Raw genomic sequence first — 25,033 nt, 5'->3', positions numbered from 1 at the left:
GGACACAACGCCCGGCCGGTCGGCAAGCTAGCCGCCCATGGATTGCAGCTCAACCGCACGGGCCGGACTATCCCCGCTCGCGTCAGCGGCCTGCGGCGAGCCCCGGCCACAGGCGACCGTCGCCATGAACGCGGCGAGCGCATCGCGTTCGGCAGCGGGAAGCGTCAGGCCCAGCTTGGTCCGCCGCCATAGAACGTCGTCGGGAAACCGCGCCCATTCGCGCGTCATGAGGTAGCGGACCTCCGCCTCCGTCAGCTTCGGCCCGAACGCCTGTCCGAGATCGGCCCGGTATCTCGCCCCGCCGAGGATCTCCGCCAGCCGGGTGCCATAGGCGCCGACCAGCCGCCGGGCCTCGGCTTCGCCGAGAAAGCGCCAGCGCTCCCGTGCGTCGTCGACGAGATCCTCGAACCGATCCCAGGCGAAATCGCCACCCGGAAGCGGCGCGCTCGCAGTCCAGCGCGGCGACATCGGGTAGAAGCGCGCAAGCCGCGAGACCGCCCGCTCGGCCCGGTACCGGGCTGTCGTGACATCGCCGCCGCACATGGTCAGGAGCGGCGCCTTGGCGGGCTCCTTGGCGCGGCCGGCATCAAGGCTCACGATCGTTTCCAATTCCCCGCTGTCGGCAGCACGCAGCACCATCATGTTGGCGCCGGACACGCTCCGGACCACATCCGCGGGCTGGACGTCCGAGCGGAAATAGCGGTTCGCCGCCTTGCAGAGATAGGCCACGTCCGCCGCCGGCACCGCCACCACGGCTGGGTCGCCCTTGAAGCCGTGGGCCACCGTGCCGATCAGGGTGAAATCTTGCTCGTAGGGCTGGGCAAAGATCAGCCTTCCATCCGAATTCTGAAACACGTAGACCGCTTCGACATCGAACAGCCGCGGCACGATGATCTGGCTGACCTGCCGCGCGGTGACCCGCGGCGGCGGCTGACGCAGCACGGTTTCCGCCGTCGAGACGCTCCACGCGCCGGTGGCGTTGGCGAGCGCGCGCGAAGTGACGATGCGGCGATGGCCGCGGTCGATGATGGCGAGCCGCCATAGATGGTCACGGTCGGCTCGCACGCAGCGGGCGCCGGTGCGGATCTCTGCGCCGCGCTCGGCGGCATCCATCGCGGTCAGAACCACCAGGCGGGAATCGTCGACCACGCAGTCGGAATAGTCGAACGCCGTCCCGATCGGACGCTTCAGGGCATCGCCGATCGGATGATGCGTGACGTCGAGCACCGACGCGGCCGGCAGCCGGTTGCGCGTAGCGAGGCGATCGTAGAGCCAGAGCCCTGCGCGCAGCTGCCATGGCGGCCGCTCATTGGCGTGAGCCGGAATCGCAAAGCGGATCGGCCGCACCAGATGCGGCGCGACCGTGAGCCAGACGTCGCGCTCGGCGAGCGCGCGGCGCACGCGCAGAAAGCCGCGGCGCTCCAGCGCCGCGAGGTCCCCGTGCACCAGCCGCGACGTGGCCGACGAGGCGGCGCCGCCAAGATCGCCCTGCTCGACCAGGATCACGCGCAAGCCGCGGCCGGCCGCATCGCGTGCCAGGCTGACGCCGTTCAGACCGCCGCCGATGATCGCAAGATCGTAGTCCGCCATACGCAAGGTCTTCGAGCGTGCCAGGGCGAATGATCGTAGACCGGCGGAAATGATTCTCGTAGCGGCCGAGCTGTCGTGCGCGCGGATAAATTCGCGCTGTTGCGCAACAGCCTCTGACCGGCGTGCCTGGTCAGCCCGTCTTGCGAACGGACGCGACGTCGTCGTCGTGAGCGCGACCGACAATGCCGTCGTATTTGTTGATCGGCAGGGGCTTGCCGAGCAGATAGCCCTGAACCGAGTCGCAGCCCTGCTCGGCGAGGAAGCCAAGCTGCTCGGGCGTCTCGACGCCTTCCGCCACGATCGACATGTTCATGCCGTGACCCAGACCGATGACCGCACGAATGATCGCCGCCGATTGCGGATTGCGGCCGATGTTCATGACGAAGGCGCGGTCGATCTTGATCTTGTCGAACGGGAATGCCTGCAGGTAGCTCAGCGACGAGTAGCCGCTGCCGAAATCGTCCATCGAGACGCGAACGCCGAGTGCCTTCAGCCGGCGCAGCAGCGCGACACCGCGATCGAAATCCTCGATCAGCACACCCTCGGTGATCTCGAGCTCGAGCCTGCCGGGCGCGAGCCCCGTCTCGATCAGGATCGAGTGGACCAGCGCAACGAGGTCGCCATGGACGAACTGGGCCGGGGACAGGTTGACCGCGACCTGCAGCGGCTTCGGCCACGACGCCGCCTCGCGGCAGGCCTCGCGCAGGATCCACTCGCCCATCTCGACGATGAGGCCGCTCTCTTCCGCGAGCGGAATGAAGTCGCTCGGCGGCACGAAACCCCGGACCGGGTGCTGCCAGCGCGCCAGCGCCTCGAAGCCGATGATCTCGCTGGCGTCGACCGTGCGGCCCGAGACGGCCTGCGGCTGGAAGTACAGCGACAGTTCGCCATGCTTGATCGCGACAGACAGCTCCTGATGCAAAACGCGGCGGTCGCGAATTTGCTGATCCATTTCAGGCTCGTAGAAGGTGATACTGCCGCGCGATTTGGCCTTGGCGCGGAACAGAGCGGCACCCGCATTGGCGAGCAGCGACGCCGGATCCGAACCATTGTGCGGGAACACCGAGATGCCCGTCGTCAGCGCGGTGCGGATCGACTTGCCCTCGATCTGGAAGTCCACCGCGATCGCCGCCGCCAATTGCTCGGCCAGCGCCCTGCCCGTTTCCGGTTGCTTGCCGTCGATGATCAGCCCGAACTCATCGCCGGAGAGCCGCGCGACCACCCCGCCCCGGGCAACGGCATGGACGCGACGGGCGACCTCGATCAACAGCTTGTCGCCGATGGCGTGGCCGAAGACGTCGTTGACGTCCTTCAGGCCCTTGAGATCGACGTTCAGGACCGCGAACTCCTCGTCCGTATCCGCGCAGGCCTCGATCATCTGGCTCAGGGCCTGCAGGAACGCGGCGCGGTTCGGCAGATCGGTCAGGCCGTCGTGATAGGCCATGTGCGCCATCCGCGATTCGGTCTGGCGCCGGTCGGTGACGTCCTCATAGGTCTTGATCAGATATTGCGGCTCGCCGGTCTCGCCCAGCACGGTTGCCCGCCGGGTCAGGAACAGCCGCAGGCCGTCCTTGGTCGAGATCGGATGTTCCTCGGTCAGAAGGCCCCGCTTCTTGATGGCGGCTTCGTCGCGCGCCGTGATCAGTCTGGCCTCGCGCGGATTGAAGATGTCGGCGGTGGTCAGGCCCGTGGCGTCCTCGCGCTTGCGGTTGAGGATGATCTCGGCGCTGCGGTTGGCGAGCAGATAACGGCCGTCGCTGACGCTCTCGACGATGAGCGAAACCGGAATGTTGTCGACAACCAGTTCCAGGAACTTCTTGCTGTTCTCCAGCTCGCGGCTCAGCGATCGCCGCTCCGTGGCATCGTCGAACAGCGCGATGAGGAATTGCGGTTCGTTCTTGTCGTTGCGTGCAACGACCCGGTGGGCGTCCAGGATGCGCTTCTCGTCACCGCGTTGAACCACGAGTTCGCTGCAATAGGTGGTGCCAGGTGCCAGCATCGCTTCGCGATCGGCCGCCGCGATGTCGGCCGCGGTCTCCTCGCCGAACAGGTCGCTCGGGCGCCGTCCGATGATCTGATCCCGCGGCACCTGCGCGAACTGCTCGAACGCCCGGTTGGCGAAGATGTAGCGGCCGTCCTCGATGTTCTTGGCGGCGACGCAGACGGGAACCTGATCGACCACCGATTCCAGGAACTGCTTGGTCGAGGCGAGCTCGCGCTCCAGCCGGTGCTGCACCGTACAGTCTTCATGGATGCCGATCGATCCTCCGGTGGGAAGGCGGAAAATCTGGGCACGCACCACACGCCCGTCGGGCAGTTCGGTCAGGCACCCGTCCGGTGCCCGCGCCTGGCGAGCATAGTCCTCGACCGTCAGATTGAGCAGGCCACGCTGCCGCCGCAACTCGACCAGATCCCGGCCGGTGCAACCGGGCGGAATGTCGGCCCGGCTCATGCCGTAGATCTCGAGAAAGCGATGATTGTAGAAGACGACGCGGTTGGCGGCGTCCGTCAGCATCAGCCCCTGGCTCAGATTGTTGAGCGCGGAGCTGATGAAAACATTACGCCGCAGTTGTGCCCGCTTGGCGCGCCGCAAGGCCGAATGGATCCAGATCACGACCGACGCGAGGAAGGCGCAGACGACAACGCCGGCGATCAACACCTTCCAGAGCACGTCCGGCTCGATGGTGGCCAGGTAACCGGAGGGCGAGAAATCGGCGGAAGCGGCCCAGGCTCGGGTCGGCGCAGCCGCCCACGCTGCCATGGCGGCCACCGAGGCCGCAACGACACGCGCAGAAAACGCGTTTCGGTCGCTCGCCTGCCAATTCTTGCCAGCCATCAATCACCCGCGGTATTCGGCGACAGTATCTGGCTTCACCTATTGGGATCGGGTAAACGGGTTCTGCAAACTTCGAAAAAGACGAAGCAAATTTGGTCAATGGCGCCTTATGATGAATGGTTTGCTAAGGGCCCTCGCACTCCGGACCGGGGTTCCACCCACCAGGGATTGCAGCGAGACATGACTTCTCCCAATCGTCTCAGGACTATGCATGGATAGAGTGGATTGCGTCGTCGTTGGCGCCGGCGTCGTCGGACTTGCCGTCGCACGTCAATTGGCGCGGGCCGGACGCGAGGTCATCGTTCTCGAGGCGGCCGAGGGTATCGGAACCGTCACTTCGTCTCGCAACAGCGAAGTGATCCACGCCGGCATCTACTACAAGGCCGGGAGCCTGATGGCCCGCTTCTGTGTGGCCGGCAAGCGCATGCTTTACCGCTATTGCGACGACCATGGCGTGCCCTACCGCAATTGCGGGAAGCTGATCGTTGCGACCAATCCGGCCGAGACCGAGAAGCTGCAGGGCATCCGCGCGCACGCCGAAGCCAATGGTGTCGAAGGTATGCGGCTGCTATCCGGAACCGAAGCGCTGGCGCTGGAGCCGGCCCTGGCCTGCCAGGCTGCGCTGCTGTCGCCGTCCACCGGCATCCTCGACAGCCATGCCTTCATGCTTTCGCTGCGCGGCGAGATCGAGGACGCCGGCGGTGCCTTCGCCTTCCACACGCCGTTGCTGCGGGCCAAGGCGACCGGGGGATCGATCGAGGTCGATGCGGGCGGCGCGCAACCGATGACGCTGAGCTGCCGGCTGCTGGTGAACGCCGCCGGCCTCGACGCGCCCGAGCTGGCGCGGCTGATCGACGGCATGCCGTCGTCGCTGGTGCCGACGGCCTATCTCGCCAAGGGCAACTATTTCAGCTGCAGCGCCCGGGCACCGTTCAGCCGGCTCATCTACCCGGTGCCGGAACCAGGCGGCCTCGGCGTGCACCTCACGCTCGACATGGCAGGCCAGGCCAGATTCGGCCCCGACGTCGAGTGGATCGACCGGATCGACTATACGGTCGATCCGGCGCGCGCCGAGCGCTTCTACCCGGCGATCCGCAAGTACTGGCCGTCGCTGCCGGATGGGGCGCTGATGCCGAGCTATTCCGGTATCAGGCCGAAGATCGTACCGCCGGCCGTGGCGTCGCAGGATTTCGTCATTCAGGGCCCGCGCGATCACGGGGTGCCCGGACTCATCAATCTGTTCGGAATTGAATCGCCTGGATTGACGTCATCGCTCGCGATTGCGGCTCACGTCTGCGATCTCGCCTCGAGCTGAAGACCCCAGATATCGCGATGAACGGCGTGTCGCGATAGATGCGCCGGCAGACAACGCAGGCAGATGCGTCCGCGTCATCGTATATCGCAACTAATTTGATTGGAGTTGCGTCTGGGATGGACTCGTCACCATCCCAGGCGCACGGTCTTACGATCAGATGGTACGGCGGATGATGGTCACATGTCAGTGAAGTGTTTCGCTGGTTACCTGTCTCAAGCGCTCGATCTCATCCTTCACCATCAGTTTGCGTCGCTTCAGTTCGACAATTCGCAGGTCGTCCGTCGATGGATGCAGGAGAGCTTGATGCAATTCGTTTTCAAGAACTTTATGCTTACGCTCCAGTTCAACGAGATGCGCCTGAATGGCCATTCGAAACCTCCTCGGTAGGTGAACCTGAGATTCGACCAGGGCTAATGAGTGTACACAAGTCGCTTGACCTGTCGATGGGGCCAAAAGACCGCACATGCAAATTTGAGCGCCGTGTGTAACGAAGCGTGAGCAGATCCGGACGAATCTAAAGCCGGCGCCAACCCGAAATTCACGGGACAGCTGCACCGATCTCGAGGAGTGCGACTTGCTTATCAGCTTCGCAGGCGCAATATTTGCGCCCGCCTTCGCAAGGCTTTCCACTTCCTTCCGCTTTTTTGCTATCATAGATCATGGCTGACCAAGACGAGCGCGAACTGCAGGCCGAACTCGCGCGCCTGCAGCAGGAGCACCGCGATCTCGACGCGGCGATCGACGCTTTGCATCAATCGCCCGCCCCCGATTTGTTGCGGCTGCAACGACTGAAGAAGCGGAAGCTTCTGCTACGCGATCGGATCGCCTTCATCGAAGACCAGATCACGCCCGACATCATCGCCTGAGGCGAAGCGTCAGCACGGCTGACCGTATGCACACAAGCAATACGCAACAGCGGTGCAGGATTTGCCGAAGCGCCTTGACAACAAGAACAAAAAGAGAACAATCGGACCAGTCCCTCGTAACTCCTGACGACAACAAGGATGGTTGTGATGCCCGCCTCCTTCTCCCCACAGGATCGCCTCTATGAACAGGCCTGTGACCAAGCCATCGCGATGTGCGACGGCAATCTGCGCTCCACGATCAAGGCGCTGATCATGGCGAACGAGTATCTCGAGCTGGAGCTGCAGGAGCTGCGGGCGGCAATCTCCTGCGGCTGCATGCCCAACACCATTTCGGACGATGCGCAGAACAATGCGGCCTGAGCCCTAGGCCGTCGAGGCTCTCCGGACGATTGCCACCGCGCTCGCTCGCAGCTTCGACGAAGGCCGGGAGGTGCGTGCAATGCCTGACATCACCTATTACGTCGCCATGCCGTTCAGACGGGACGAGACTGGGATGCTGGTCGCAGGCGCGGCCGAGGAATGCCAGAGCTCGTCCGCAGCGCTGCGTCGTGCCGAAGCGATGTCGCGCTTGCCGGACAACATCGGCGCCATTGCCTTCAGCCGCAGCGGGGATCCCTTGCTGGGGGAATTCTGCGACGCCCGGCTGCTGCACAAGTTCGGCGAGTTGCCCGACGATCTCGGCGAGTTGTGAGCGCCGTGCACAGCTCTGTCATCGGAGCGGACGGCCCACGAGCGTCACCGCTGGTCGCCCGACAGGGCCGTGCCGTGCGCGGGGCTCTCGTACCTCCGCTGGGCCTTGCGCATATACATCGCACGGTCGGCTTCCTCCAACGCACGTACTGGGTTGACGCGCTTGTCGAGAAGGGCAATCCCGGCCGACGCGCCGGCACGCACGGTCTGATCGCCGAAGGTGAAGGTCAGGCTGTCGATGGCCTGTTCCAGCTCCGTCGCCTTGGCATGTGCGTCCGCCGCGCTGAGGTGCCAGAGCAGCACGCCGAACTCGTCGCCGCCGAGCCGACCGATCACGTCGGAGGATCGGACATGCTCGCCGAGGACACGCGCAACCGCCTTCAGGACCTCATCACCGGCGGCATGGCCGAACGTATCATTGATCGGTTTCAGCCGATCGACGTCGAGCACGATGAGAGCACCGGTCGCGTCGTAGCGCTTGATGAAGGCGATGGAACGATGGAGTTCGCGGGCGAAGCCGCGACGATTAAAGATGTCGAGCAGGAAATCGCGCTCAGCGGAGGCCGTCAGCTCGGCGATCCGGGCCTGTGCTGTCGCCAACTCGGCCTTGAGGCGTCGGATCGTGTGCCGCGCGCCTGCCGGTACGGAACCGGGTTCAGGAGCCCGCGCGCGCCGCGAAGGCCGATGACGGTACCGGGTTCTTCGCTTCCCGGCTCGCCACGCGGCCGCCATGCGCTTCTTTTTCATCGGACACCTGCCGCGCCATCGTTTGGGCTTGCCGGGCTTGACCAAGACAGGATAGTCCATTCGGACCTCCATGCCATGGCTTGCCGCTGTCAGGACCGATCCTATACTCCGGCCCATGCTGATGGATTCCCGAGAAGAATTGAGGTCATGACCGCCCCGATCGCCATCATCATGGGAAGCCAGTCGGACTGGGATACCATGCGCCATACCGCCGAGACGCTTGACGCCCTGGGCGTGAGCTACGACGCCCGGATCGTCTCGGCGCACCGCACCCCGGACCGGCTGTATGCTTTCGCCAAGGGTGCCAAGGCGGCGGGCTACAAGGTCGTGATCGCCGGTGCCGGCGGCGCCGCCCATCTGCCGGGCATGACGGCCTCGCTCACGGAACTGCCCGTGCTCGGCGTTCCCGTCGAGTCGAAGGCGCTGTCGGGAGTCGATTCGCTGTATTCCATCGTCCAGATGCCGGCCGGAATTCCGGTCGGAACGCTCGCCATCGGCAAATCCGGCGCCATTAACGCAGCGCTGCTGGCGGCCAGCGTGCTCGCTCTCTCGGACTCCGCGCTCGCCGGCCGTCTGTCGGCTTGGCGCCAGGCGCAGACCAATGCGATCGCCGAACGTCCGGAGGGCACGGCGTGACCGACTCCAATCGGGTGAAGCTCAAGCCCGGCGACACCATCGGTATTCTCGGCGGCGGCCAGCTCGGCCGCATGCTGGCGCTTGCTGCGGCGCGGCTGGGGCTGCGCTGCCAGGTGTTCTCGCCGGACCCGGACTCCCCCGCCTTCGACGTCGTGCTGAACGCAACCTGCGCCGAATATGCCGACGTCGAGGCGCTCGAGCTGTTCGCCAATGATGTCGACGTCGTCACCTACGAGTTCGAAAACGTCCCCTCGGCTGCGGCCATGGTGCTGGCGGCCAGACGCCCGGTGCTGCCGCGGCGTTCGGCGCTCGAGACCACCCAGGATCGCCTCACCGAGAAGGATTTCGTCACCTCGCTGGGCATCGGCACCGCGCCCTATGCGGATGTGTCCTCGGTCGCCACCTTGCGCGAAGCTGCGTTCCGGATCGGCTTACCGGCCGTGCTGAAGACGCGGCGATTTGGCTATGACGGCAAGGGTCAGATCAAGATCCAACAGGGTGACGATCTCGAGCGGATCTGGGCCGAGCTCGGCACCAAATCGGCCATCCTCGAAGCGTTCGTTCCGTTCGAGCGCGAGATCTCGGTCGTGGCGGCCCGAGCGGCCGACGGTCAGGTCGAGTGCTTCGACGTGACCGAGAACGAGCATCGCGATCACATCCTGAAGGTGTCGCGGGCGCCGGCGCGTATCCCTGATGCGCTCGCCGACGAGGCCAGGGACATTGCCAGCCGGATCGCCACCGCCCTCGACTACGTCGGGGTGCTGGCCGTGGAGATGTTCGTGGTGTCGGACGGTCCCACTCCAGGCGTCCTGGTCAACGAAATTGCCCCGCGGGTGCATAATTCCGGCCACTGGACCCTCGATGGCGCCTCGATTTCCCAATTCGAACAGCACATCCGGGCGATCGCCGGTTGGCCACTCGGCAAGCCGCTGCGCCACGGTCACGTCACGATGACGAACCTGATCGGGGACGAGATCGACAGCTACGAGCAGTGGCTCACGGTTCCGGGCGCCACCGTGCATCTCTACGGCAAGGGCGCCGCTCGTCCGGGCCGCAAGATGGGGCATGTGACCCAGGTCTCACCACTGCCGCCGAGGCAGGGCTGAAATAAACCGCTCCGGCGGGGTTAAACTTGCGGTCAAGAGCCCGTCAGCGGGTGGACAGCGAGGATGTCCTCTGATACACGGGCGCGCTCAAGGTCAAGGGCGCGGCCATCTGCCAGCCCTGGCTTCACCAGATTTCAAACCGATAGACTGAGAAAGAGGATGCCGCGTGCAGGTTCTCGTTCGCGATAACAATGTCGATCAAGCCCTCAAGGCGCTCAAGAAGAAGATGCAGCGTGAGGGCATTTTCCGCGAGATGAAGCTTCGCGGCCATTACGAGAAGCCGTCCGAGAAGAAAGCCCGCGAGAAGGCCGAAGCCGTGCGTCGTGCGCGCAAGCTGGCCCGCAAGAAGTTGCAGCGTGAAGGCCTGCTGCCGATGAAGCCGAAGCCGGTGTTCGGCGCTGGCCCCGGCGGCGACCGTGGTGCTGGTCGTGGTCCGGGTGCAGGTGCCCGTCCCAGCGCGCCGCGCTGATCTGGCCAGATTGATCTGACGTCGTCTGAAGCGCGGGCCTTTGGCTCGCGTTTTTGTTTTGGGCGCCTCTCTTTGATTTCATGCCTCCTGCCATCCGGCGACCGGGGTCAATCCGGGTTGCGCCGCCACTCCTCGCATCGCTGCAGAGTTCGCCACTCCAAAGAAAAAGCGGCAGACCGCCCGGGCCCACCGCCTCGATCACGTCGGCGAACGATTCGGTCAGCTATTTCGGCAACACCGAGTGGAACACCGATTTGGCTGCGGACATCATGTCCTGCGCCACGTTGGACATCTGGTCCTTGATCGATGGATCAGTCTTGTCGGCGCGCAGGTCGAGCGGACGCAACTGCTGGACAGGGATCTCCGCCGGAGGCGTCGGGCGCCCGTCCGGCTGCAATGATCCCGTGTAGGGCGGGCTCGAGGCCGACGGCAAGGCAAAGCCCTGCTCGACCGGTGGCGCAGACACCGTCACGGGAGGCGGCAGCGGACGGACCGGCGACACCGGTGGCGCGACGGTCGCGATGCGCGGCGCCTCGCCAGCGCCCCGGGGTGCGTCGCTCGACGGCTTCTCGACAGCCGTCTTGCCGGTACCTTCGCTCGCGCGCAACCGCTCGATCGCCGCGCGGGCGAGATCAGCGGCATCCCGGCGATCTTCCTGCTGGGTCGCTGGGGCCTCGGCCGGAGTACCGCGCGCAATCAGCTTTTCCCGCGGCGACGCGGGATGGCGCGAGGCCTGCGGATCGGCCGGGAGGCTCGCCGTTTCGGCCGGCTTCACTTCGACTGCCTTCTCTGCAGCCTTGTCGGCCAGCGACTTCTCGGACACGCCCTTGGCCTTGATGCCGGGAGCGGGAATGCTCGAGATCTCGTTCGACGTTTCCGCCGGCTTGGCGTCAGACTTGGGATCGGCCTTCGCTTCCAGCTTGGCAGGGTCGGTCCCCTTGCCCGTGGATTTCGGAGCGTCGCTCTTTGAGCCGGTGAGCTTGGCGTAGGCAGCCGACGCCACCGACGCCACGGTCGATGGCGGCGAGTCCGGCTTGGTGTTGATGTAGTGATTGACGATGTAGGCCCCGATGATGGTGGCAACCACCGACGGGATGATCTCCATGGCGAACTTTGTGAGATATTTCAGCATGCTGACCACTCCCGCGCGGTATTTGCGGGAACTTTGAGGCACAATTAAGGGACCATCCCACACCTTCCGAAGCTCGCAGACTGCACTCCGCGCAGACGCGACCGCCGAAAAGTCGTTTCCTGAAATCCTTTGAAACCGGAGCCAGCAATCCGAGGGTGTTGCCACAGCTTCCGGATCGCCGGCTCAAGATACCACAATCAGCGGCATCCCGGTAAACAATTGGTTACGGCTTCAATTCAACTTCGAGGAAAACGATCTCGGAACCGGTCTCGTTCAGCACATCGTGTTCGACACCGGCCTTTCGGAAATAGGATTTGCCGACCGCGAGCTGCGCCTTCGAGCGCTCGCCGGACGGCGCCACGATCGTCATCTCGCCCGCGGTGACCGGCACGATCACGTAATCCATCTCATGAACGTGGCGCCCCGTGGCACTGCCGGGCAATAGCCGCCACTCCGTGACGCGGACTTCGGGCGTATCGACCTGGACGTCGGACTGAGCGCTGAGCATGGGGGATCTCTTGAATCAGGGGACGAAGAGCAGGAACACGAATATCGCGAACACCACCATGTGCACCAGCCCGAACAGGATGTTCGTCCGTCCGGTGCCGAAGGTCAGCATGCTCAGGACGAAGGTCAGGACCAGCAGCACTGTTCCCTGCGGGTCCAGCCCGAGGACGAGCTGCCTGTCGAGCACATGGGCGGCGACCGCCACTGCCGGGATGGTCAGCCCTATGGTGGCGAGCGAGGAGCCAAGCGCGAGATTGATGCTCTTCTGAAGGTCGTTGGCGCGGGCGGCCGAGAGGGCGGCGACACTCTCCGGCAGCAGGATCAACAGCGCCACCAGCACGCCTGCGACCGCCTGCGGCGCCCCCGTTGCGGCAACGCCGGCGTCGACCACCAGCGAGAACTTCTTGGCAAGCAGGACCACAGCGAGCAGTGCAACCAGCAGCAGCCCGACACTGAGCAACAGCTTCGCACGCGGCAGCCGGACATCGTCATCGGCGAACCCAGCCGAGCCGCCGACGAAATAATCCCGATGGCGGGTGGTCTGCGTATACAGGAACACCGCGTAGAGCAGGATCGTCACGACGCTGACGAAGGCGATCTGCACGGCAGAATACACCGGACCAGGCGACGTCAAGGTATAATTCGGCAGCACCAGTGTGATGGTTGCCATCGTGAACAGTACGCTGAGATACAGATTGGCACCGGAGACCAGCACGTCCTGCTCGCGATAGCGCAGGCCGCCGATGAAGATGCAGATGCCGGCCAGGCCGTTGCACACGATCATGACGACCGCGAACACGGTGTCGCGGGCCAGCGCGGGCGCAGCCTTGTCGCCGAGCATGATGGTGGCGATCAGCGCCACCTCGATCACCGTCACCGCCAGGGTCAGGAGCAGCGTGCCGAACGGCTCGCCGATCTCATGCGCGATCACCTCGGCATGGTGCACGGCCGCGAACACCGTGCCGAACAGGATCACCAGCAGCACCGCGGCGAAGACCACGCCGGCGGCCGAGGGCGTGAAGTCATAATGCGTCGCCGTGACGATCGCGACGAGCGCGACCGCCAGGCCGGGAAAGATCACCGATGATGCGGGCGTTGCGCCCTTCACGCTCATGATTCGCGTCCTTCGATCCGTTCTGTCCGACTATGCGCGACCGCGAGGCGATCGTCACGCGGTCCGGCCGTGACCGGGTCAACCTGGACGGTCTCTGAAAGTGCCGTCGATCAGGTCAATGCGGGCTGAGCAGCGGATGGATCGGAAGCACGGTCAGCAGCACGAACAGCGGAATGAGGACTGCACCTGCCCGCAACATGTAGCCGAAGAAACTCGGCATCTTGATGCCGCGCTCAGTGGCGATCGCTGCGACCATGAAGTTCGGCGCATTTCCGATATAGGTCAGCGCGCCCATGTAGACTGCGCCCATCGAAATCGCCGCCAGCGTTCCCGAGAGTTCGCCCATCAGCACCTTGGGATCGCCGCCCGCCAATTCGAAGAACAAGAGATAGGTCGGGGCATTGTCGAGGAAGGCCGACATCAGCCCGGTGAACCAGAAATAGGCGACCTCCCGCGGCGCGCCGGCGGGTGTCGTCACGGCATCCAAGAGCCAGCCGAAAGAGCCACTGCGCCCCGCATTCAGCATGGCGATGACCGGGACGATCGCGGTGAAGATCGCCGCGAACAGTTTGGCGACCTCTCGAATCGGCTCCCAGTTGAACCCGTTCGCCTCGCGGTGCTCGTCCGGCGTCAGCCACAGCGACAGTCCGGCGATCGCCACGAGGACGGCATCGCGCACGAGGTTCTGAAGCTCGACATGCGTGCCGAAGACGTCGAAGGAGATGCCCGGCTTCCAGGTCGCCGATAGCAGCGTATTGGCAACGATCGCGGCGATCAAAACGACATTGATGAGGCCGCGAATGCGCACCGGCTCCCTTGTTACGGACGCTTGCAACGCAAGCTTCTCCGCGCGGAAGCGCCACCAGTCGGTAGCGGCAAAGACGATGAGCAGCAATCCGGCGACGATCGCGGTCTGCAGCCAGAGATGTTGCGTCGTCCAGAAGAAGTCGACACCACGCAGAAAACCGACGAACAGCGGTGGATCGCCGAGCGGGCTCAGTGCACCACCGACATTGGCGGCCAGAATGATGAAGAAGATCAGCACATGCACATTATGCGGCCGGCTCAGATTGGCGCGGATCAGGGGGCGCACCAGGATCATCGCGGCGCCCGTCGTGCCGACGACGCTCGCGATGATCGTGCCGAGTGCCAGGATGGCCGTATTTGTCGCAGGTGTACCTCTGATGTCGCCGGTCACCAGGATGCCGCCGGCCACCGTATAGAGGGCGAACAGCAGCACGATGAAGCTGAGATACTCGGCGAGCAGCGCGTGGACGAAGGCGTCGAGCGCCGTGCCGAGCCCTGCATTCCAGGTCAACGCCGCCAACGTCACCAAGGCCCATGCCGCGGCGATCTTTCCGTAGTGATGATGCCAGAACCTGGCAAACAGCAGCGGCCCGAGCGCAATCGACAACAGCAGTCCCGCGAACGGCAGCGCGAACGGCCAGGTCATCGCGGAGCCGTTCAGCCCGGCCGCATGCGCCTGCACCGGCAGGCTCCCAAAGACAAGGAGCAGGATGGTCCCGCGCAGGGCCAGCCACCGCGATCCACGGACGTTACGGATTGTCGATGAAGCTCTTTGCCGTCTCAGTCGCACCGAAAAGATCCAGGTCGTTATGTCCGCCGCCGGGAAACCGTACGAAGCGCTTGGGGTCATGCGCAAGTGCGAACAATCGTTCCCCGAAGCGGATCGAAATCGCCGGATCCCGTTCGCCATGCATGATCAGCAGCGGCACATGCACATTGGCGATGCGCTGGTCGGAATGGAAGCTGTCGCGCATCAGCAGGCTGACCGGGACGACCCTGAGCATCGCGGAGGCGACGTCCACGGTCGACGTATAAGGGGCTTCGAGGATCAACTTGGAGATCGGGTGCTCCGTCGCGATGGCGGTGGCGACACCGCTGCCGAGGGAAAAGCCCCAGGCGACGATCCGTCCCGCCTCGTAGCGCTCTGTCGTGAACGCATAGGCGACTGCGGCATCTTGCAGCAGCCCGGGCTCACTGGGACTGCCGCTGGACCCCGCATAGCCGCGATAGGAAAGCGCAACGAGACCGGTACCGTCGGCCGTGAGCGCCTTGAAGCGCGACGCCACGCCGGCAAGAAAATCGCCATTGCCCGGGAAGTACAGAACGACCTTGCGGCCCGGCTTCGCCGGCACATGCCAGACGATGACCCGCTCGCCATCGGCCGAGGTCAGCACATGCTCCTCAGCCTGAGGAAACCCGGCTGCAGCCGGTGCCGTGCGGCCGACCGGCGGAATGGGAAACAGCATCGCACGCTGGCGGACGAACAGGGCCGCAAGCACGATGCCGTAGACCGCCGCCAGGACGATCAGGAGCCATTTCAGAAACGTCATGGCTCCCGACGCCGTGGGCTACATGCCCTTGACGATGTTCTCGGTCATCTTCTTGGCGTCGCCGAGCAGCATCATCGTGTTGTCGCGGTAGAACAGCGGATTGTCGATGCCGGCATAGCCCGAGGCGAGCGAGCGCTTGATGAACATCACGGTGCCGGCCTTCCAGACTTGCAGCACGGGCATGCCGTAGATCGGCGAGGACTTGTCCTCCTCGGCCGCCGGATTGGTGACGTCGTTGGCGCCGATCACGAAGGCGACGTCGGCCTGGGCGAATTCCGAGTTGATGTCCTCGAGCTCGAACACCTCGTCGTAGGGAACGTTGGCTTCGGCGAGCAGCACGTTCATGTGGCCGGGCATGCGGCCCGCGACCGGATGAATCGCGTATTTCACCTCGACGCCTTCCTTCTTCAGCGTGTCGGCCATCTCGCGCAGCGCGTGCTGCGCCTGGGCGACCGCCATGCCGTAGCCGGGGACGATGATCACCTTGGAGGCGTTCTTCATGATGAAGGCGGCGTCGTCGGCCGAGCCGAGCTTGGCCGGCTTCTGCTCGCCTGTCGCCCCGCCGGCCGCTGCGGTCTCGCCACCGAAGCCGCCGAGGATGACCGAGATGAAGGACCGGTTCATCGCATGGCACATGATGTAGGACAGGATCGCACCGGACGAGCCGACCAGCGCGCCGGTGATGATCAGCGCCGAATTGCCGAGCGTGAAGCCGATGCCGGCCGCGGCCCAGCCCGAATAGGAGTTCAGCATCGAGATCACGACCGGCATGTCGGCGCCGCCGATCGGGATGATCATGAGCACGCCGAGCGCCAGCGCCAGCAGCGTCACCATCAGGAAGTCGAAGCCGCCACCGGTCATCACCAGGCGGACCACGAAGAAGACGAGCGCGACCGCGAGCGCAATGTTGATGATGTGACGCGCCGGCAGGATGATCGGTGCACCGCTCATCCGCGCGGACAGCTTGAGGAAGGCGATGACCGAGCCGGTGAAGGTCAGCGCGCCGATGGCGACGCCGAGCGACATTTCGACCAGGCTCTGCGGATGGATGTTGCCGGGCGTGCCGATGTCGAAGGCTTCCGGCGCGAAGAACGCGCCGGCGGCGACCAGCACCGCGGCCATGCCGACCAGCGAATGGAACGCCGCCACGAGCTCGGGCATCGACGTCATCGGCACCCGGCGCGCAATCACCGCACCGATACCGCCGCCGATCGCAACGCCGAGGATGACGAGCACCCAGGCGATCGCATCCGCCGGTGGATGCCCGGCCAGGGTGGTGGCGACCGCAATCGCCATGCCGGCCATGCCGAAGAAGTTGCCTTGCCGGCTCGAGGCCGGGCTCGACAGCCCGCGAAGAGACAGGATGAACAGCACACCTGCCACGAGATAAAGGAGTGCCGACAGATTGGCGTTCATTGCAGATGCCCCGTTGTGCCTGTCATCCCGCGTCGTGCGGCGTTGTTACCTGGACTTCTTCTTGTACATCGCCAGCATGCGCTGGGTGACGAGGAAGCCGCCGAAGATGTTCACGCAGGCGAAGATCAGCGCGACGAAGCCGAACGCTCGCGCCAGACCGCTGCCGCTCGAGAGCATGGGAACGCCGACCGCCAGCAGCGCGCCGACCACGATCACCGAGGAGATCGCATTGGTCACCGACATCAGCGGCGTGTGCAGGGCCGGCGTCACCGACCACACCACGAAGTAGCCGACGAACACCGCCAGCACGAAGATCGACAGCCGGAAGACGAAGGGGTCGACGGCTTGGACGACATGTTCCATGGCTCTGCTCCTTAGGCCTTCGGCTGGAAGTTCGGGTGGACGATGGCGCCATCCTTTGTCAAAGCCGTGGCCTTGACCAGCTCATCGTCCCAGTTGACCGCCAGTGTCTTTTCCTTCTTGTCGATCATCGTCTCGATGAAGGAGAACAGGTTGCGGGCGTACAGGCCGGAGGCGGACGCTGCGACCCGGCCGGCGAGATTGGGGTAGCCGATGATCTTGACGCCGTCGATCTCGACAGTCTCGCCGAGCTTGACACCCTCGACATTGCCGCCACGCTCGACCGCGAGGTCGACCAGGACCGAGCCCGGGCGCATCGACTTCACCATCTCCATGGTGACGAGGCGCGGCGCCGGACGGCCGGGGATCAGCGCGGTTGTGATGATGACGTCCTGCTTCTTGATGTGTTCCGCCGTCAGCGCCGCCTGCTTGGCCTGGTACTCCTTGGACATCTCCTTGGCGTAGCCACCGGCCGTCTGCGCGTTCTTGAACTCCTCGTCCTCGACCGCCAGGAATTTGGCGCCGAGGCTCTCCACCTGCTCCTTGGTGGCGGGGCGCACGTCGGTGGCGGAGACCATGGCGCCGAGCCGGCGCGCGGTTGCGATTGCCTGCAGGCCGGCGACGCCGACGCCCATCACGAAGACCTTGGTCGCCGGCACGGTGCCGGCCGCAGTCATCATCATCGGGAAGGCGCGACCGAACGCCTCGGCGCCCTCGATCACGGCGCGGTAGCCGGCGAGGTTCGCCTGGCTCGACAGCACGTCCATCACCTGGGCGCGGGTGATGCGCGGCATCAGTTCCATCGCGAATGAGGCAATGCCGGCATCGGCCATCGCCTTGAGCGCGGTATCGTTGCCGTAGGGATCCATGATCGCGAACACCAAGGCGCCACGCCGGTAGTTGGCAAGCTCGGAGGCTTCCGGCCGCTTCACCTTGATGATGATGTCGGCGTCCTTGAGCGCATCGGCGCTCACGGTTGCGCCCGCCGCCGTGAACTCCGAATCCGGCAGGCCGGATTTGATGCCGGCGCCGGGCTCGACCGCGATCTCGGCACCCAACGCCTTGAACTTCTTCACCGTGTCGGGAGAGGCGGCGACCCGCGGCTCCAACGGGTCGATTTCCTTGGCGACGGCAATCTTCATGAGGCCTCCGGCGCGAATGCGCGCGCGAGCTTTAAGAGGGCGGGACGTCCATGGGCTACAGCGTGACGCCTGGTCAGCAATCGGCTTCGGCAGTCAGCTGAAGGCCCGCCAGCGGGGATGCCGGCGGGCCGATCGCGACATTAAGCGAGGAAAATAGCCATCAAGATGACGATGAGAGCGACGCCGATCGTGCCGTACTTCACCAGCCTGATGAAGCCCTCGTAGGTGGCCTCATGCGCCAGATAGTCGTTGCCGTCAGCCGTCGAGTAGGCGATCTCGCCATGGTTTGCCATCGGGGTCCCCCAGAGAAAATATGCTTTGTTAAGGTCGCATACCCCAAAGCCGATGCAAGGGCAACGGCTGGCATGCAAGGCAGTTTTATCACCTTTTCCGATCGCCCTATTGGCAAGGCCAATTATCACGGATCCAGCGCGTCAGGCTGGCCTCGCTGACCTCGCCGGCGCGCCTCTTCGACCCGTTCAACACATGTTATACGCCCCTACCCCATCCGCTCCAGCTCGTCGATCATCCCGGCGATGACCGAGAGACCACCGTCCCAGAACCTGGGGTCCTTGGCGTCCAGCCCGAACGGGGCGAGCAGCTCCGAATAGTGCTTGGTGCCGCCGGCCGCGAGCATCGCCAGATAGCGCTCGGCGAACCCCTCGGCGGCATGCTCGTAGACGGCGTAGAGCGAGTTCACGAGGCAGTCCCCGAAGGCATAGGCGTAGACGTAGAACGGCGAATGGATGAAGTGCGGGATGTACATCCAGAAGTTCTCGTAGCCCGGCTTGATCTCGATCGCCTCGCCGAGGCTCTCGGTCTGCACCGACAGCCAGATCTGTCCCAGCCGCTCCGCGGTCAGCTCGCCGTTCTTGCGCTCGGTGTGGACAGCACGCTCGAACGAATAGAACGCGATCTGCCGCACCACCGTGTTGATCATGTCCTCGACCTTGCCGGCGAGCAGCGCCTGGCGCTGCCTCGCGTCCTTGGTCTCGGACAGCAGGCGCCTGAAGGTCAGCATCTCGCCGAACACGCTCGCGGTCTCGGCCAGCGTCAGCGGCGTCGGCGCCATCAGCGCACCGTTCTTCGCTGCCAGCACCTGATGCACGCCATGACCGAGCTCATGCGCGAGCGTCATGACGTCGCGCGGCTTGCCCTGGTAGTTCATCAGCACATAGGGATGCGCCGAGGGCGTGGTCGGATGCGAGAACGCGCCCGGCGCCTTGCCCGGCCGCACCGGCGCATCGATCCAGCTCTGGTCGAAGAAGCGCTGGGCGATGTCGGCCATCTCGGGCGAGAAGCCGCGATACGCCGTCAGCACCATGTTCTTGGCCTCGGGCCAGGCGATGGTGGCATTGGCGGCGAAGGGCAGCGGCGCGTTGCGGTCCCAATGCGCGAGCTTCTTCTTTTTGAACCAGCGCGCCTTGAGCTGATAGTAGCGATGCGACAGCTTCGGATAGGCCGCGCGCACCGAGGCCACCAGCGCATCGACCACCTCGCGCTCGACGCGATTGTTGAGATGGCGCGAATCCGCAACGTCCTGGAAGCCGCGCCAGCGGTCGGAGATGTCCTTGTCCTTGGCGAGCGTATTGGTGATCAGCGCGAACGTTCGCTCATTGGCCTTGAAGGTCTTGGCCAGCGCCTCGGCGGCGGCCTTCCGCTTGGCGCCGTCACGGTCCTGCAGGAAATTCAGCGTCGGCTCGATCGCGAGTTCCTTGCCACCGACTTGAAACCGTAGACCGGCGATGGTCTGGTCGAACAGCCGGTTCCAAGCCGAATAGCCGGTCTGCGACTTCTCGTGGAACAGCTGCTCCACGCGATCCTCGAGCTGATACGGCTTGTCCTTGCGCAGATCCTCGATCCACGGCCGGTAGTGACCGAGCGCGGGCGTCTCCATCGCGCGCGCGATCACGGCATCGTCGATGCGGTTGAGCTCGAGCGGAAAGAACAGCAGGTGCGTCGACGCGGCCGTCAGGCGCTCCGAGATGTCCCCGTAGAATTTCGAGATCGCAGGATCGACGCTGTCGCCGGCATGCGCGAGACCCGCGAAGGAGCCGAGCCGTCCGGCGAGGTCGTCGATCGCCTCGTAGCGCCGCACGGCTTCTGCGAGCCATTCGCCACCGTCTTCGCGCGCCACATGCTCGGCAAGCTTGCCCTTGTAGTCGGTCTCAAACGCGACGCATTCGGCATCCATCTTCGCGAGATCGTGAGCGATCTCCGGCGCGTCGATGCCCATATAAAGATCGCCGAGATTCCATTCGGGCAGCGTCCCGATCCCCGTCTTGGCCGCGACCACCTTCTTCGCCGGCTTTGCAGACGATTTGGCCGTCGCGCCACGCTTGGTCTTGGCGGCTGCCTGCTTCGACGGAGTCTTGACGACGGACTTCTTGGCCGGCTTGGCCTTGGCAGTCTTTGACGCGGTTTTGGGCGGAGGAGCAGCTTTGGTCGGCTTGCGAAGGGCAGAAGAGGCGCGCGAGGTCATCGGATGGGTAACCTGTTGTTCGAACGTTTATCCCGATCAGCGAGGTTTAAGGTTGCGTTAATCGGCGTCGGCGAGAGTGCCCCGATTCGAGACAGATAGTCGTAGCGTGCAAGGAAAGCCATGGCTGCCAGCATTTTGATTGCCGATGATGATCCGGTCCAGCGCCGGCTGGTGGAGAACATGGTGCAGAAATGCGGCTACGAGGCGGTCGTCGTCGAGACCGGCGACGCCGTCATCGAGAAGCTGACGAATCCTGATGCCGGCCCCATCGACGCCATCGTGCTCGACCTCGTGATGCCCGGCCTCGACGGCATGGGCGTGCTCTCCAAGATGCGCGAGACGGGGATCTCGATACCCGTGATCGTGCAGACCGCGCATGGCGGCATCGACAACGTGGTCTCCGCGATGCGCGCCGGCGCGCAGGATTTCGTCGTCAAGCCGGTCGGCATCGAGCGGCTCCAGGTCTCCCTGCGCAATGCGCTCAATACCTCGGCCCTGAAGGGCGAATTGCAGCGCATCCGGCACAGCCGCGAGGGGCGCCTGACCTTCGCCGACATCATCACCCGCGCCGAGGCGATGGCGCCGATCCTGCGCATCGCGGAGAAGGCCGCGGCTTCGTCGATTCCCGTGCTGATCGAAGGCGAATCGGGCGTCGGCAAGGAGCTGTTCGCCCGCGCGATCCACGGCACCAGCGAGCGCAAGACGAAGCCGTTCGTCGCCGTCAATTGCGGCGCGATCCCGGACAATCTGGTGGAATCGATCCTGTTCGGCCACGAGAAGGGCGCATTCACCGGCGCGACCGAGCGTCACATGGGCAAGTTCGTCGAAGCCCATGGCGGCACGCTGTTCCTCGACGAGGTCTCGGAGCTGCCGCTCACCGCCCAGGTCAAGCTGCTGCGCGCCCTGCAGGAGGGCGCCGTGGAAGCCGTCGGCGGCCGCAAGCCGGTCAAGGTCGACGTGCGCATCATCTCGGCGACCAATCGCAGGCTGCTAGACCGCGTCAAGGAAGGCCACTTCCGCGAGGATCTCTTCTACCGGCTGCATGTGCTGCCGCTCACCGTTCCGCCGCTGCGCACCCGCCGCGAGGACATCCCGCATCTGTTGCGGCATTTCCTCGCGCGGTTTGCGGCTGAGGAGAACCGCGCCATTTCGGGCATCACCGGCGAGGCCGTCGCCTATCTGACCAAGCTCGACTGGCCCGGCAATATCCGCCAGCTGGAAAACGCGGTCTACCGCGCCGTCGTCATGGGCGAGAGCGACCAGCTCAGCGTTGCCGATTTTCCGCTGATTCCCACCCACGCGCCGCCGGTGGAGCCTGCGCCGGCCCTCACCGTGGAGCGGCCCGTTCCTCCCCTGCCTGCGATGGTGCCGGGGAGTGAAGTCCCCATTGCCCCCCTGCCCTCGCATGGGTTCCTGCCGCTGCTCACCGCAAGCGGCGAGGTGCGGCCGCTCGAGGAGATGGAGCATGAGATCATCCGTTTCGCCATCGCCCATTACCGCGGCCAGATGTCTGAGGTGGCGCGCCGCCTCAAAATCGGACGCTCGACGCTCTACCGCAAGCTCGACGAAGCCAATGGCGAGACGCCCGCGACGGAAAGCCCGCCGCTCGGCTGAGCCGCTCGGATCCTCACCATGGTCGCGCTCGGCTGTCGTCCGAAAAAGGCCGCAAGTCTTGGCAACACTGGAACATCTGAACCGTTGCCTTGCGGTGACAGACAAAGGAAATAACGCGTGGCACAAACGCACGATCGGTTTGGCCGGGGTTTCCCAAGAGTCAGTTTGTCGTGAGTTGTCCCGTGTGGCGCTGGCCGCAGAAGTGGGGCTTGAGTATCGTTTGGGCGTGAATCATTGCGTGCAGACGTGAACCATCCTCACCGGCGGTACCGACGCCGAAGCTGGCAGATCGACCTTGTTACACCTGTTCCAGCCGGGACAGATCATCCGAGGGATTGACGATGCGAGATTGTGTGACCACCCGTGGCGGATATGACCGCGTGCTCATGGCTGTCGCGGCGACCTTCCTCGCGGTGTCCTCGACCTCTGCTTTCGCCCAGAGCGATCCGCCCCGCAGCAGCGCGGCCGAGCTCGCCATCGATGCTGCGATCCCGTTCCCCGAGCCGGCCAACGTGCCGCCACCGACCGCCAGCGACTTCAAACTCGACACCACCGCCACCGTGTCGCCCGACCCGGCCAAGGCGCCGGAGACGACGACCAAGCCGCTCGACTCTGCCGCGGCGCCTGCGGCCGATCCCGCCAAGACCATCGCCACGCCGCCTGCAGCAGCCCCTGCGACCGCGACAGTCCCAGAGCCGGTCAAGGCCGCCAGCACCGTTCCCGCCGCCGATCAGCCGGTTGCCGACCGTCTGCGCGACCTGATGGCGACCAAGGCGACAAGGTATTTCGACCGCAAGGCCGAACGCGCCGCCGTCGAGAAATTCTACACCGGCCGCGACTACGCGCCGATCTGGACCCAGGGCGGCAACCTGACGGCCGCCGCGAAGGGCGTCATCGCCCGTCTCAAGGATGCAGCGGCCGATGGCCTCAATCCCGGCGACTATCCGGTGCCGGACTTCGCGGCCGCAGCCTCCGCACCGGACGCACTGGCGGAGGCCGATCTCAGGCTCACCGAGAGCATGATGGACTACGCCCGCCAGGCGCAGAGCGGCCGCATGCACTGGTCGCAGGTCTCGGCGGACATCCAGTATCCCGAGCACCCGATCGACCCGAACGAGGTGCTGGCCAACGTCACCGGCGCCAAGGACGCCTCCGCGGCGCTGGAGAGCTACAACCCGCCGCACCGGCTCTACAAGCTCTTGAAGGCCAAGCTTGCCGAGCTGCGCGGCGTCACCGACGGCGCGCCCGTCATCATCGACGAAGGCCAGCCGCTGAAATACACCCCGGCCCGCGGCAAGAATGCGCAGGAAGCCGAGGCGCAGATGTCCGACCCGCGCGTGCCCAAGCTGCGCGCCAAGCTCGGTCTCACCGAGAATGCCGACGACATCCGCTACGACGCCAAGGTCGCCGCCGCCGTCCGCAAGTTCCAGGAGAGTGTCGACCTCAAGCCGACCGGGGTGCTCGACGACCGCACCGTGAAGGCGCTGAACACGCCCAAGCGTGACAAGCAGATCGATACGGTCCTCGTCAACATGGAGCGCTGGCGCTGGTTGCCGCGCGACCTCGGCGCGCCTGCGATCGGCGACGCCTATGTGATCCTCAACATTCCCGACTACACGCTGAAGGTGATGCAACACGGCGCGCAGGTGTGGACCACCCGCGTGGTGACCGGCAAGCCCGGGCAGCATGCGACGCCGCTGCTCAGCGAGACGATGAAGTTCATCACGGTCAATCCGACCTGGAACGTGCCGCCGTCGATCATCTACAACGAGTATCTGCCGGCGCTGCAGCAGGACCCGACCGTGCTGGACCGCATGGGCCTGCGGCTGGAGCGCGCGCGCGACGGCTCGATCCACATCTCGCAGCCGCCGGGCGAGGCCAACGCGCTCGGCCGCATCCGCTTCAACTTCCCGAACAAGTTCCTGGTCTATCAGCACGACACGCCGGACAAGAACCTGTTCGCCCGTGACGAGCGCGCCTTCAGCCACGGCTGCATGCGCGTGCAGTATCCGGATCAGTACGCGTCGGTGCTGCTCAACATCACCATGCCGAACGAGCGCTACACGCCAGAGCGCATCCGCAGCATGTACGGCCGGAGCGAGATCGACCTGAAATTCCCGACGCCGATCCCGGTCAACATCACCTACCAGACCGCCTTCGTCGACGATGCCGGCAAGCTGCAATTCCGCAAGGACATCTATGGCCGCGACGCCACCATGATCGCGATCCTGAAGAACAACCGCGGCAAGGATCTCGAGAACGTCGTCGCCCACGCCCAACCCAGCTACGCGCGTCCGAAGGGGGCGCTGCCGAACTCGGTCAGCCTCAGCGACAACAGCTTCTCCTCCGGCCCGAACTTCTTCGAGCGTCTGTTCGGTGGCGGTGGCCCGCCGACGCCGCCGGCGCCGGTCGGCCGTCCTGCCCGGCGGGTCTTCACCCGCTGATCAGGCCGCCAATCACGGTCACAATTTCCGTTTGGAGATCAAAGGCCTCGCCGATCGGCGGGGCCTTTGCTTTAGGTTAACCACAAGGATCAACCAAGATTCGATGGCTCTTTTTCGCCACACTCAAGAGTATATGTTAAGGGTAATTGGGGGGCGGGCCGGTCAGTATCCCTTAACCATCCCGCCTTAGGTAAGCGTTTCCTCTCTCTT

General features: G+C 64.9%; 23 protein-coding genes. 9 read left to right on the top strand and 14 right to left on the bottom strand.

Annotated elements, in window-relative coordinates:
• Window positions 1-27: 27 nt before the first annotated feature.
• Window positions 28-1,590, bottom strand: coding sequence for a glycerol-3-phosphate dehydrogenase (locus QX041_RS25240; protein WP_315826709.1), 1,563 nt, complete (start codon window positions 1,588-1,590; stop codon window positions 28-30).
• A 130-nt stretch (window positions 1,591-1,720) separates the two neighbouring features.
• Window positions 1,721-4,426 (bottom strand): EAL domain-containing protein, encoded by a 2,706-nt coding sequence (locus QX041_RS25235; RefSeq protein WP_315826708.1) that lies wholly within the window; start codon window positions 4,424-4,426, stop codon window positions 1,721-1,723.
• A gap of 211 nt (window positions 4,427-4,637) precedes the next feature.
• Here QX041_RS25235 and QX041_RS25230 point away from each other — a divergent pair, with 211 nt between their 5' ends.
• Window positions 4,638-5,741, top strand: a complete 1,104-nt coding sequence (locus tag QX041_RS25230; protein WP_315826707.1) for an NAD(P)/FAD-dependent oxidoreductase — start codon at window positions 4,638-4,640, stop codon at window positions 5,739-5,741.
• Window positions 5,742-5,924: 183 nt separating this feature from the next.
• On the opposite strand, the gene QX041_RS25225 is transcribed toward QX041_RS25230, so the two are convergent.
• Entirely contained in the window at window positions 5,925-6,110 is a 186-nt protein-coding gene (locus QX041_RS25225; RefSeq protein ID WP_315717551.1) for a YdcH family protein, read from the bottom strand.
• Between the two features lie 290 nt (window positions 6,111-6,400).
• On the opposite strand from QX041_RS25225, the gene QX041_RS25220 reads away from it, so the two are divergent.
• From QX041_RS25220 to QX041_RS25210, 3 genes are all read left to right on the top strand, one after another.
• A complete protein-coding gene (locus tag QX041_RS25220; RefSeq protein WP_009028242.1) occupies window positions 6,401-6,607 on the top strand; it encodes a YdcH family protein in 207 nt (68 codons plus the stop codon).
• A gap of 147 nt (window positions 6,608-6,754) precedes the next feature.
• Window positions 6,755-6,967 carry a hypothetical protein gene (locus QX041_RS25215; protein WP_315717552.1) on the top strand — a complete coding sequence of 71 codons (213 nt, stop codon included), beginning with the start codon at window positions 6,755-6,757 and terminating at the stop codon, window positions 6,965-6,967.
• A gap of 79 nt (window positions 6,968-7,046) precedes the next feature.
• The gene (locus QX041_RS25210) at window positions 7,047-7,298 is read left to right on the top strand and encodes a hypothetical protein (RefSeq protein WP_315717553.1); all 252 of its coding nucleotides are present in this window, start codon (window positions 7,047-7,049) and stop codon (window positions 7,296-7,298) included.
• 44 nt (window positions 7,299-7,342) lie between these two features.
• Here the strand turns inward: QX041_RS25210 and QX041_RS25205 are convergent, their stop codons facing one another.
• Complete coding sequence (locus QX041_RS25205) at window positions 7,343-8,104, bottom strand: GGDEF domain-containing protein (protein WP_315753908.1); 762 nt, start codon at window positions 8,102-8,104, stop codon at window positions 7,343-7,345.
• Window positions 8,105-8,191: 87 nt separating this feature from the next.
• On the opposite strand from QX041_RS25205, the gene purE reads away from it, so the two are divergent.
• The 3 genes from purE (at window position 8,192) to rpsU (ending at window position 10,255) form a co-directional block, all read left to right on the top strand.
• Complete coding sequence (gene purE / locus QX041_RS25200; protein WP_315826706.1) at window positions 8,192-8,680, top strand: 5-(carboxyamino)imidazole ribonucleotide mutase; 489 nt, start codon at window positions 8,192-8,194, stop codon at window positions 8,678-8,680.
• A complete protein-coding gene (locus QX041_RS25195) occupies window positions 8,677-9,786 on the top strand; it encodes a 5-(carboxyamino)imidazole ribonucleotide synthase (protein WP_315753912.1) in 1,110 nt (369 codons plus the stop codon). Before purE ends, QX041_RS25195 begins: the two co-directional genes overlap by 4 nt.
• 166 nt (window positions 9,787-9,952) lie before the next feature.
• Window positions 9,953-10,255, top strand: a complete 303-nt coding sequence (gene rpsU, locus QX041_RS25190) for a 30S ribosomal protein S21 (RefSeq protein ID WP_315717557.1) — start codon at window positions 9,953-9,955, stop codon at window positions 10,253-10,255.
• A gap of 223 nt (window positions 10,256-10,478) precedes the next feature.
• On the opposite strand, the gene QX041_RS25185 is transcribed toward rpsU, so the two are convergent.
• The 10 genes from QX041_RS25185 to QX041_RS25140 all read right to left on the bottom strand — a co-directional run bounded on the left by QX041_RS25185 (window position 10,479) and on the right by QX041_RS25140 (window position 20,765).
• Window positions 10,479-11,387, bottom strand: a complete 909-nt coding sequence (locus QX041_RS25185; RefSeq protein WP_316166883.1) for a hypothetical protein — start codon at window positions 11,385-11,387, stop codon at window positions 10,479-10,481.
• 223 nt (window positions 11,388-11,610) lie between these two features.
• Window positions 11,611-11,895: a cupin domain-containing protein gene (locus QX041_RS25180; protein WP_315717559.1), complete on the bottom strand. Its 285-nt coding sequence runs from the start codon at window positions 11,893-11,895 to the stop codon at window positions 11,611-11,613.
• Window positions 11,896-11,910: 15 nt separating this feature from the next.
• Window positions 11,911-13,008, bottom strand: coding sequence for an ionic transporter y4hA (locus QX041_RS25175; RefSeq protein ID WP_315810575.1), 1,098 nt, complete (start codon window positions 13,006-13,008; stop codon window positions 11,911-11,913).
• Between the two features lie 115 nt (window positions 13,009-13,123).
• Window positions 13,124-14,461: a sodium:proton antiporter gene (locus tag QX041_RS25170; RefSeq protein ID WP_316166936.1), complete on the bottom strand. Its 1,338-nt coding sequence runs from the start codon at window positions 14,459-14,461 to the stop codon at window positions 13,124-13,126.
• Between the two features lie 103 nt (window positions 14,462-14,564).
• Window positions 14,565-15,365: an alpha/beta hydrolase gene (locus tag QX041_RS25165; protein ID WP_315753918.1), complete on the bottom strand. Its 801-nt coding sequence runs from the start codon at window positions 15,363-15,365 to the stop codon at window positions 14,565-14,567.
• An 18-nt stretch (window positions 15,366-15,383) separates the two neighbouring features.
• Window positions 15,384-16,781 carry an NAD(P)(+) transhydrogenase (Re/Si-specific) subunit beta gene (locus tag QX041_RS25160; RefSeq protein ID WP_315717562.1) on the bottom strand — a complete coding sequence of 466 codons (1,398 nt, stop codon included), beginning with the start codon at window positions 16,779-16,781 and terminating at the stop codon, window positions 15,384-15,386.
• A 45-nt stretch (window positions 16,782-16,826) separates the two neighbouring features.
• Entirely contained in the window at window positions 16,827-17,144 is a 318-nt protein-coding gene (locus tag QX041_RS25155) for a proton-translocating transhydrogenase family protein (RefSeq protein WP_315717563.1), read from the bottom strand.
• A gap of 11 nt (window positions 17,145-17,155) precedes the next feature.
• Entirely contained in the window at window positions 17,156-18,283 is a 1,128-nt protein-coding gene (locus QX041_RS25150) for a Re/Si-specific NAD(P)(+) transhydrogenase subunit alpha (protein ID WP_315717564.1), read from the bottom strand.
• Window positions 18,284-18,423: 140 nt separating this feature from the next.
• Window positions 18,424-18,576: an aa3-type cytochrome c oxidase subunit IV gene (locus QX041_RS25145; protein ID WP_315717565.1), complete on the bottom strand. Its 153-nt coding sequence runs from the start codon at window positions 18,574-18,576 to the stop codon at window positions 18,424-18,426.
• A 206-nt stretch (window positions 18,577-18,782) separates the two neighbouring features.
• Window positions 18,783-20,765, bottom strand: a complete 1,983-nt coding sequence (locus QX041_RS25140) for a M3 family oligoendopeptidase (protein ID WP_315717566.1) — start codon at window positions 20,763-20,765, stop codon at window positions 18,783-18,785.
• Between the two features lie 120 nt (window positions 20,766-20,885).
• Between QX041_RS25140 and QX041_RS25135 the strand changes: the two genes are divergently transcribed.
• On the top strand, window positions 20,886-22,379 hold the full coding sequence (locus QX041_RS25135) for a sigma-54 dependent transcriptional regulator (RefSeq protein WP_316166881.1): 1,494 nt from the start codon (window positions 20,886-20,888) through the stop codon (window positions 22,377-22,379).
• Between the two features lie 386 nt (window positions 22,380-22,765).
• The gene (locus tag QX041_RS25130) at window positions 22,766-24,823 is read left to right on the top strand and encodes a murein L,D-transpeptidase (protein ID WP_315826750.1); all 2,058 of its coding nucleotides are present in this window, start codon (window positions 22,766-22,768) and stop codon (window positions 24,821-24,823) included.
• The last annotated feature ends 210 nt before the right edge of the window (window positions 24,824-25,033 follow it).

Source organism: Bradyrhizobium sp. SZCCHNRI2009 (assembly GCF_032485115.1).
GTDB lineage: Bacteria > Pseudomonadota > Alphaproteobacteria > Rhizobiales > Xanthobacteraceae > Bradyrhizobium.
This window is presented reverse-complemented; position numbering and strand designations above follow the sequence as displayed.

Excerpts from the sequence above, each read along its gene's own strand:
- QX041_RS25185 (WP_316166883.1), bottom strand. The coding sequence starts at position 11,387 with ATGCTGAAATATCTCACAAAGTTCGCCATGGAGATCATCCCGTCGGTG.
- QX041_RS25230 (WP_315826707.1), top strand. The coding sequence starts at position 4,638 with ATGGATAGAGTGGATTGCGTCGTCGTTGGCGCCGGCGTCGTCGGACTT.
- QX041_RS25135 (WP_316166881.1), top strand. The coding sequence starts at position 20,886 with ATGGCTGCCAGCATTTTGATTGCCGATGATGATCCGGTCCAGCGCCGG.
- QX041_RS25210 (WP_315717553.1), top strand. The coding sequence starts at position 7,047 with ATGCCTGACATCACCTATTACGTCGCCATGCCGTTCAGACGGGACGAG.
- QX041_RS25170 (WP_316166936.1), bottom strand. The coding sequence starts at position 14,461 with ATGACCTGGCCGTTCGCGCTGCCGTTCGCGGGACTGCTGTTGTCGATT.
- QX041_RS25175 (WP_315810575.1), bottom strand. The coding sequence starts at position 13,008 with ATGAGCGTGAAGGGCGCAACGCCCGCATCATCGGTGATCTTTCCCGGC.
- QX041_RS25240 (WP_315826709.1), bottom strand. The coding sequence starts at position 1,590 with ATGGCGGACTACGATCTTGCGATCATCGGCGGCGGTCTGAACGGCGTC.
- QX041_RS25205 (WP_315753908.1), bottom strand. The coding sequence starts at position 8,104 with ATGGACTATCCTGTCTTGGTCAAGCCCGGCAAGCCCAAACGATGGCGC.
- QX041_RS25155 (WP_315717563.1), bottom strand. The coding sequence starts at position 17,144 with ATGGAACATGTCGTCCAAGCCGTCGACCCCTTCGTCTTCCGGCTGTCG.
- QX041_RS25225 (WP_315717551.1), bottom strand. The coding sequence starts at position 6,110 with ATGGCCATTCAGGCGCATCTCGTTGAACTGGAGCGTAAGCATAAAGTT.
- QX041_RS25150 (WP_315717564.1), bottom strand. The coding sequence starts at position 18,283 with ATGAAGATTGCCGTCGCCAAGGAAATCGACCCGTTGGAGCCGCGGGTC.
- QX041_RS25165 (WP_315753918.1), bottom strand. The coding sequence starts at position 15,365 with ATGACGTTTCTGAAATGGCTCCTGATCGTCCTGGCGGCGGTCTACGGC.
- QX041_RS25145 (WP_315717565.1), bottom strand. The coding sequence starts at position 18,576 with ATGGCAAACCATGGCGAGATCGCCTACTCGACGGCTGACGGCAACGAC.
- QX041_RS25215 (WP_315717552.1), top strand. The coding sequence starts at position 6,755 with ATGCCCGCCTCCTTCTCCCCACAGGATCGCCTCTATGAACAGGCCTGT.
- QX041_RS25140 (WP_315717566.1), bottom strand. The coding sequence starts at position 20,765 with ATGACCTCGCGCGCCTCTTCTGCCCTTCGCAAGCCGACCAAAGCTGCT.
- purE (WP_315826706.1), top strand. The coding sequence starts at position 8,192 with ATGACCGCCCCGATCGCCATCATCATGGGAAGCCAGTCGGACTGGGAT.
- QX041_RS25160 (WP_315717562.1), bottom strand. The coding sequence starts at position 16,781 with ATGAACGCCAATCTGTCGGCACTCCTTTATCTCGTGGCAGGTGTGCTG.
- QX041_RS25220 (WP_009028242.1), top strand. The coding sequence starts at position 6,401 with ATGGCTGACCAAGACGAGCGCGAACTGCAGGCCGAACTCGCGCGCCTG.
- QX041_RS25235 (WP_315826708.1), bottom strand. The coding sequence starts at position 4,426 with ATGGCTGGCAAGAATTGGCAGGCGAGCGACCGAAACGCGTTTTCTGCG.
- QX041_RS25180 (WP_315717559.1), bottom strand. The coding sequence starts at position 11,895 with ATGCTCAGCGCTCAGTCCGACGTCCAGGTCGATACGCCCGAAGTCCGC.
- QX041_RS25130 (WP_315826750.1), top strand. The coding sequence starts at position 22,766 with ATGGCTGTCGCGGCGACCTTCCTCGCGGTGTCCTCGACCTCTGCTTTC.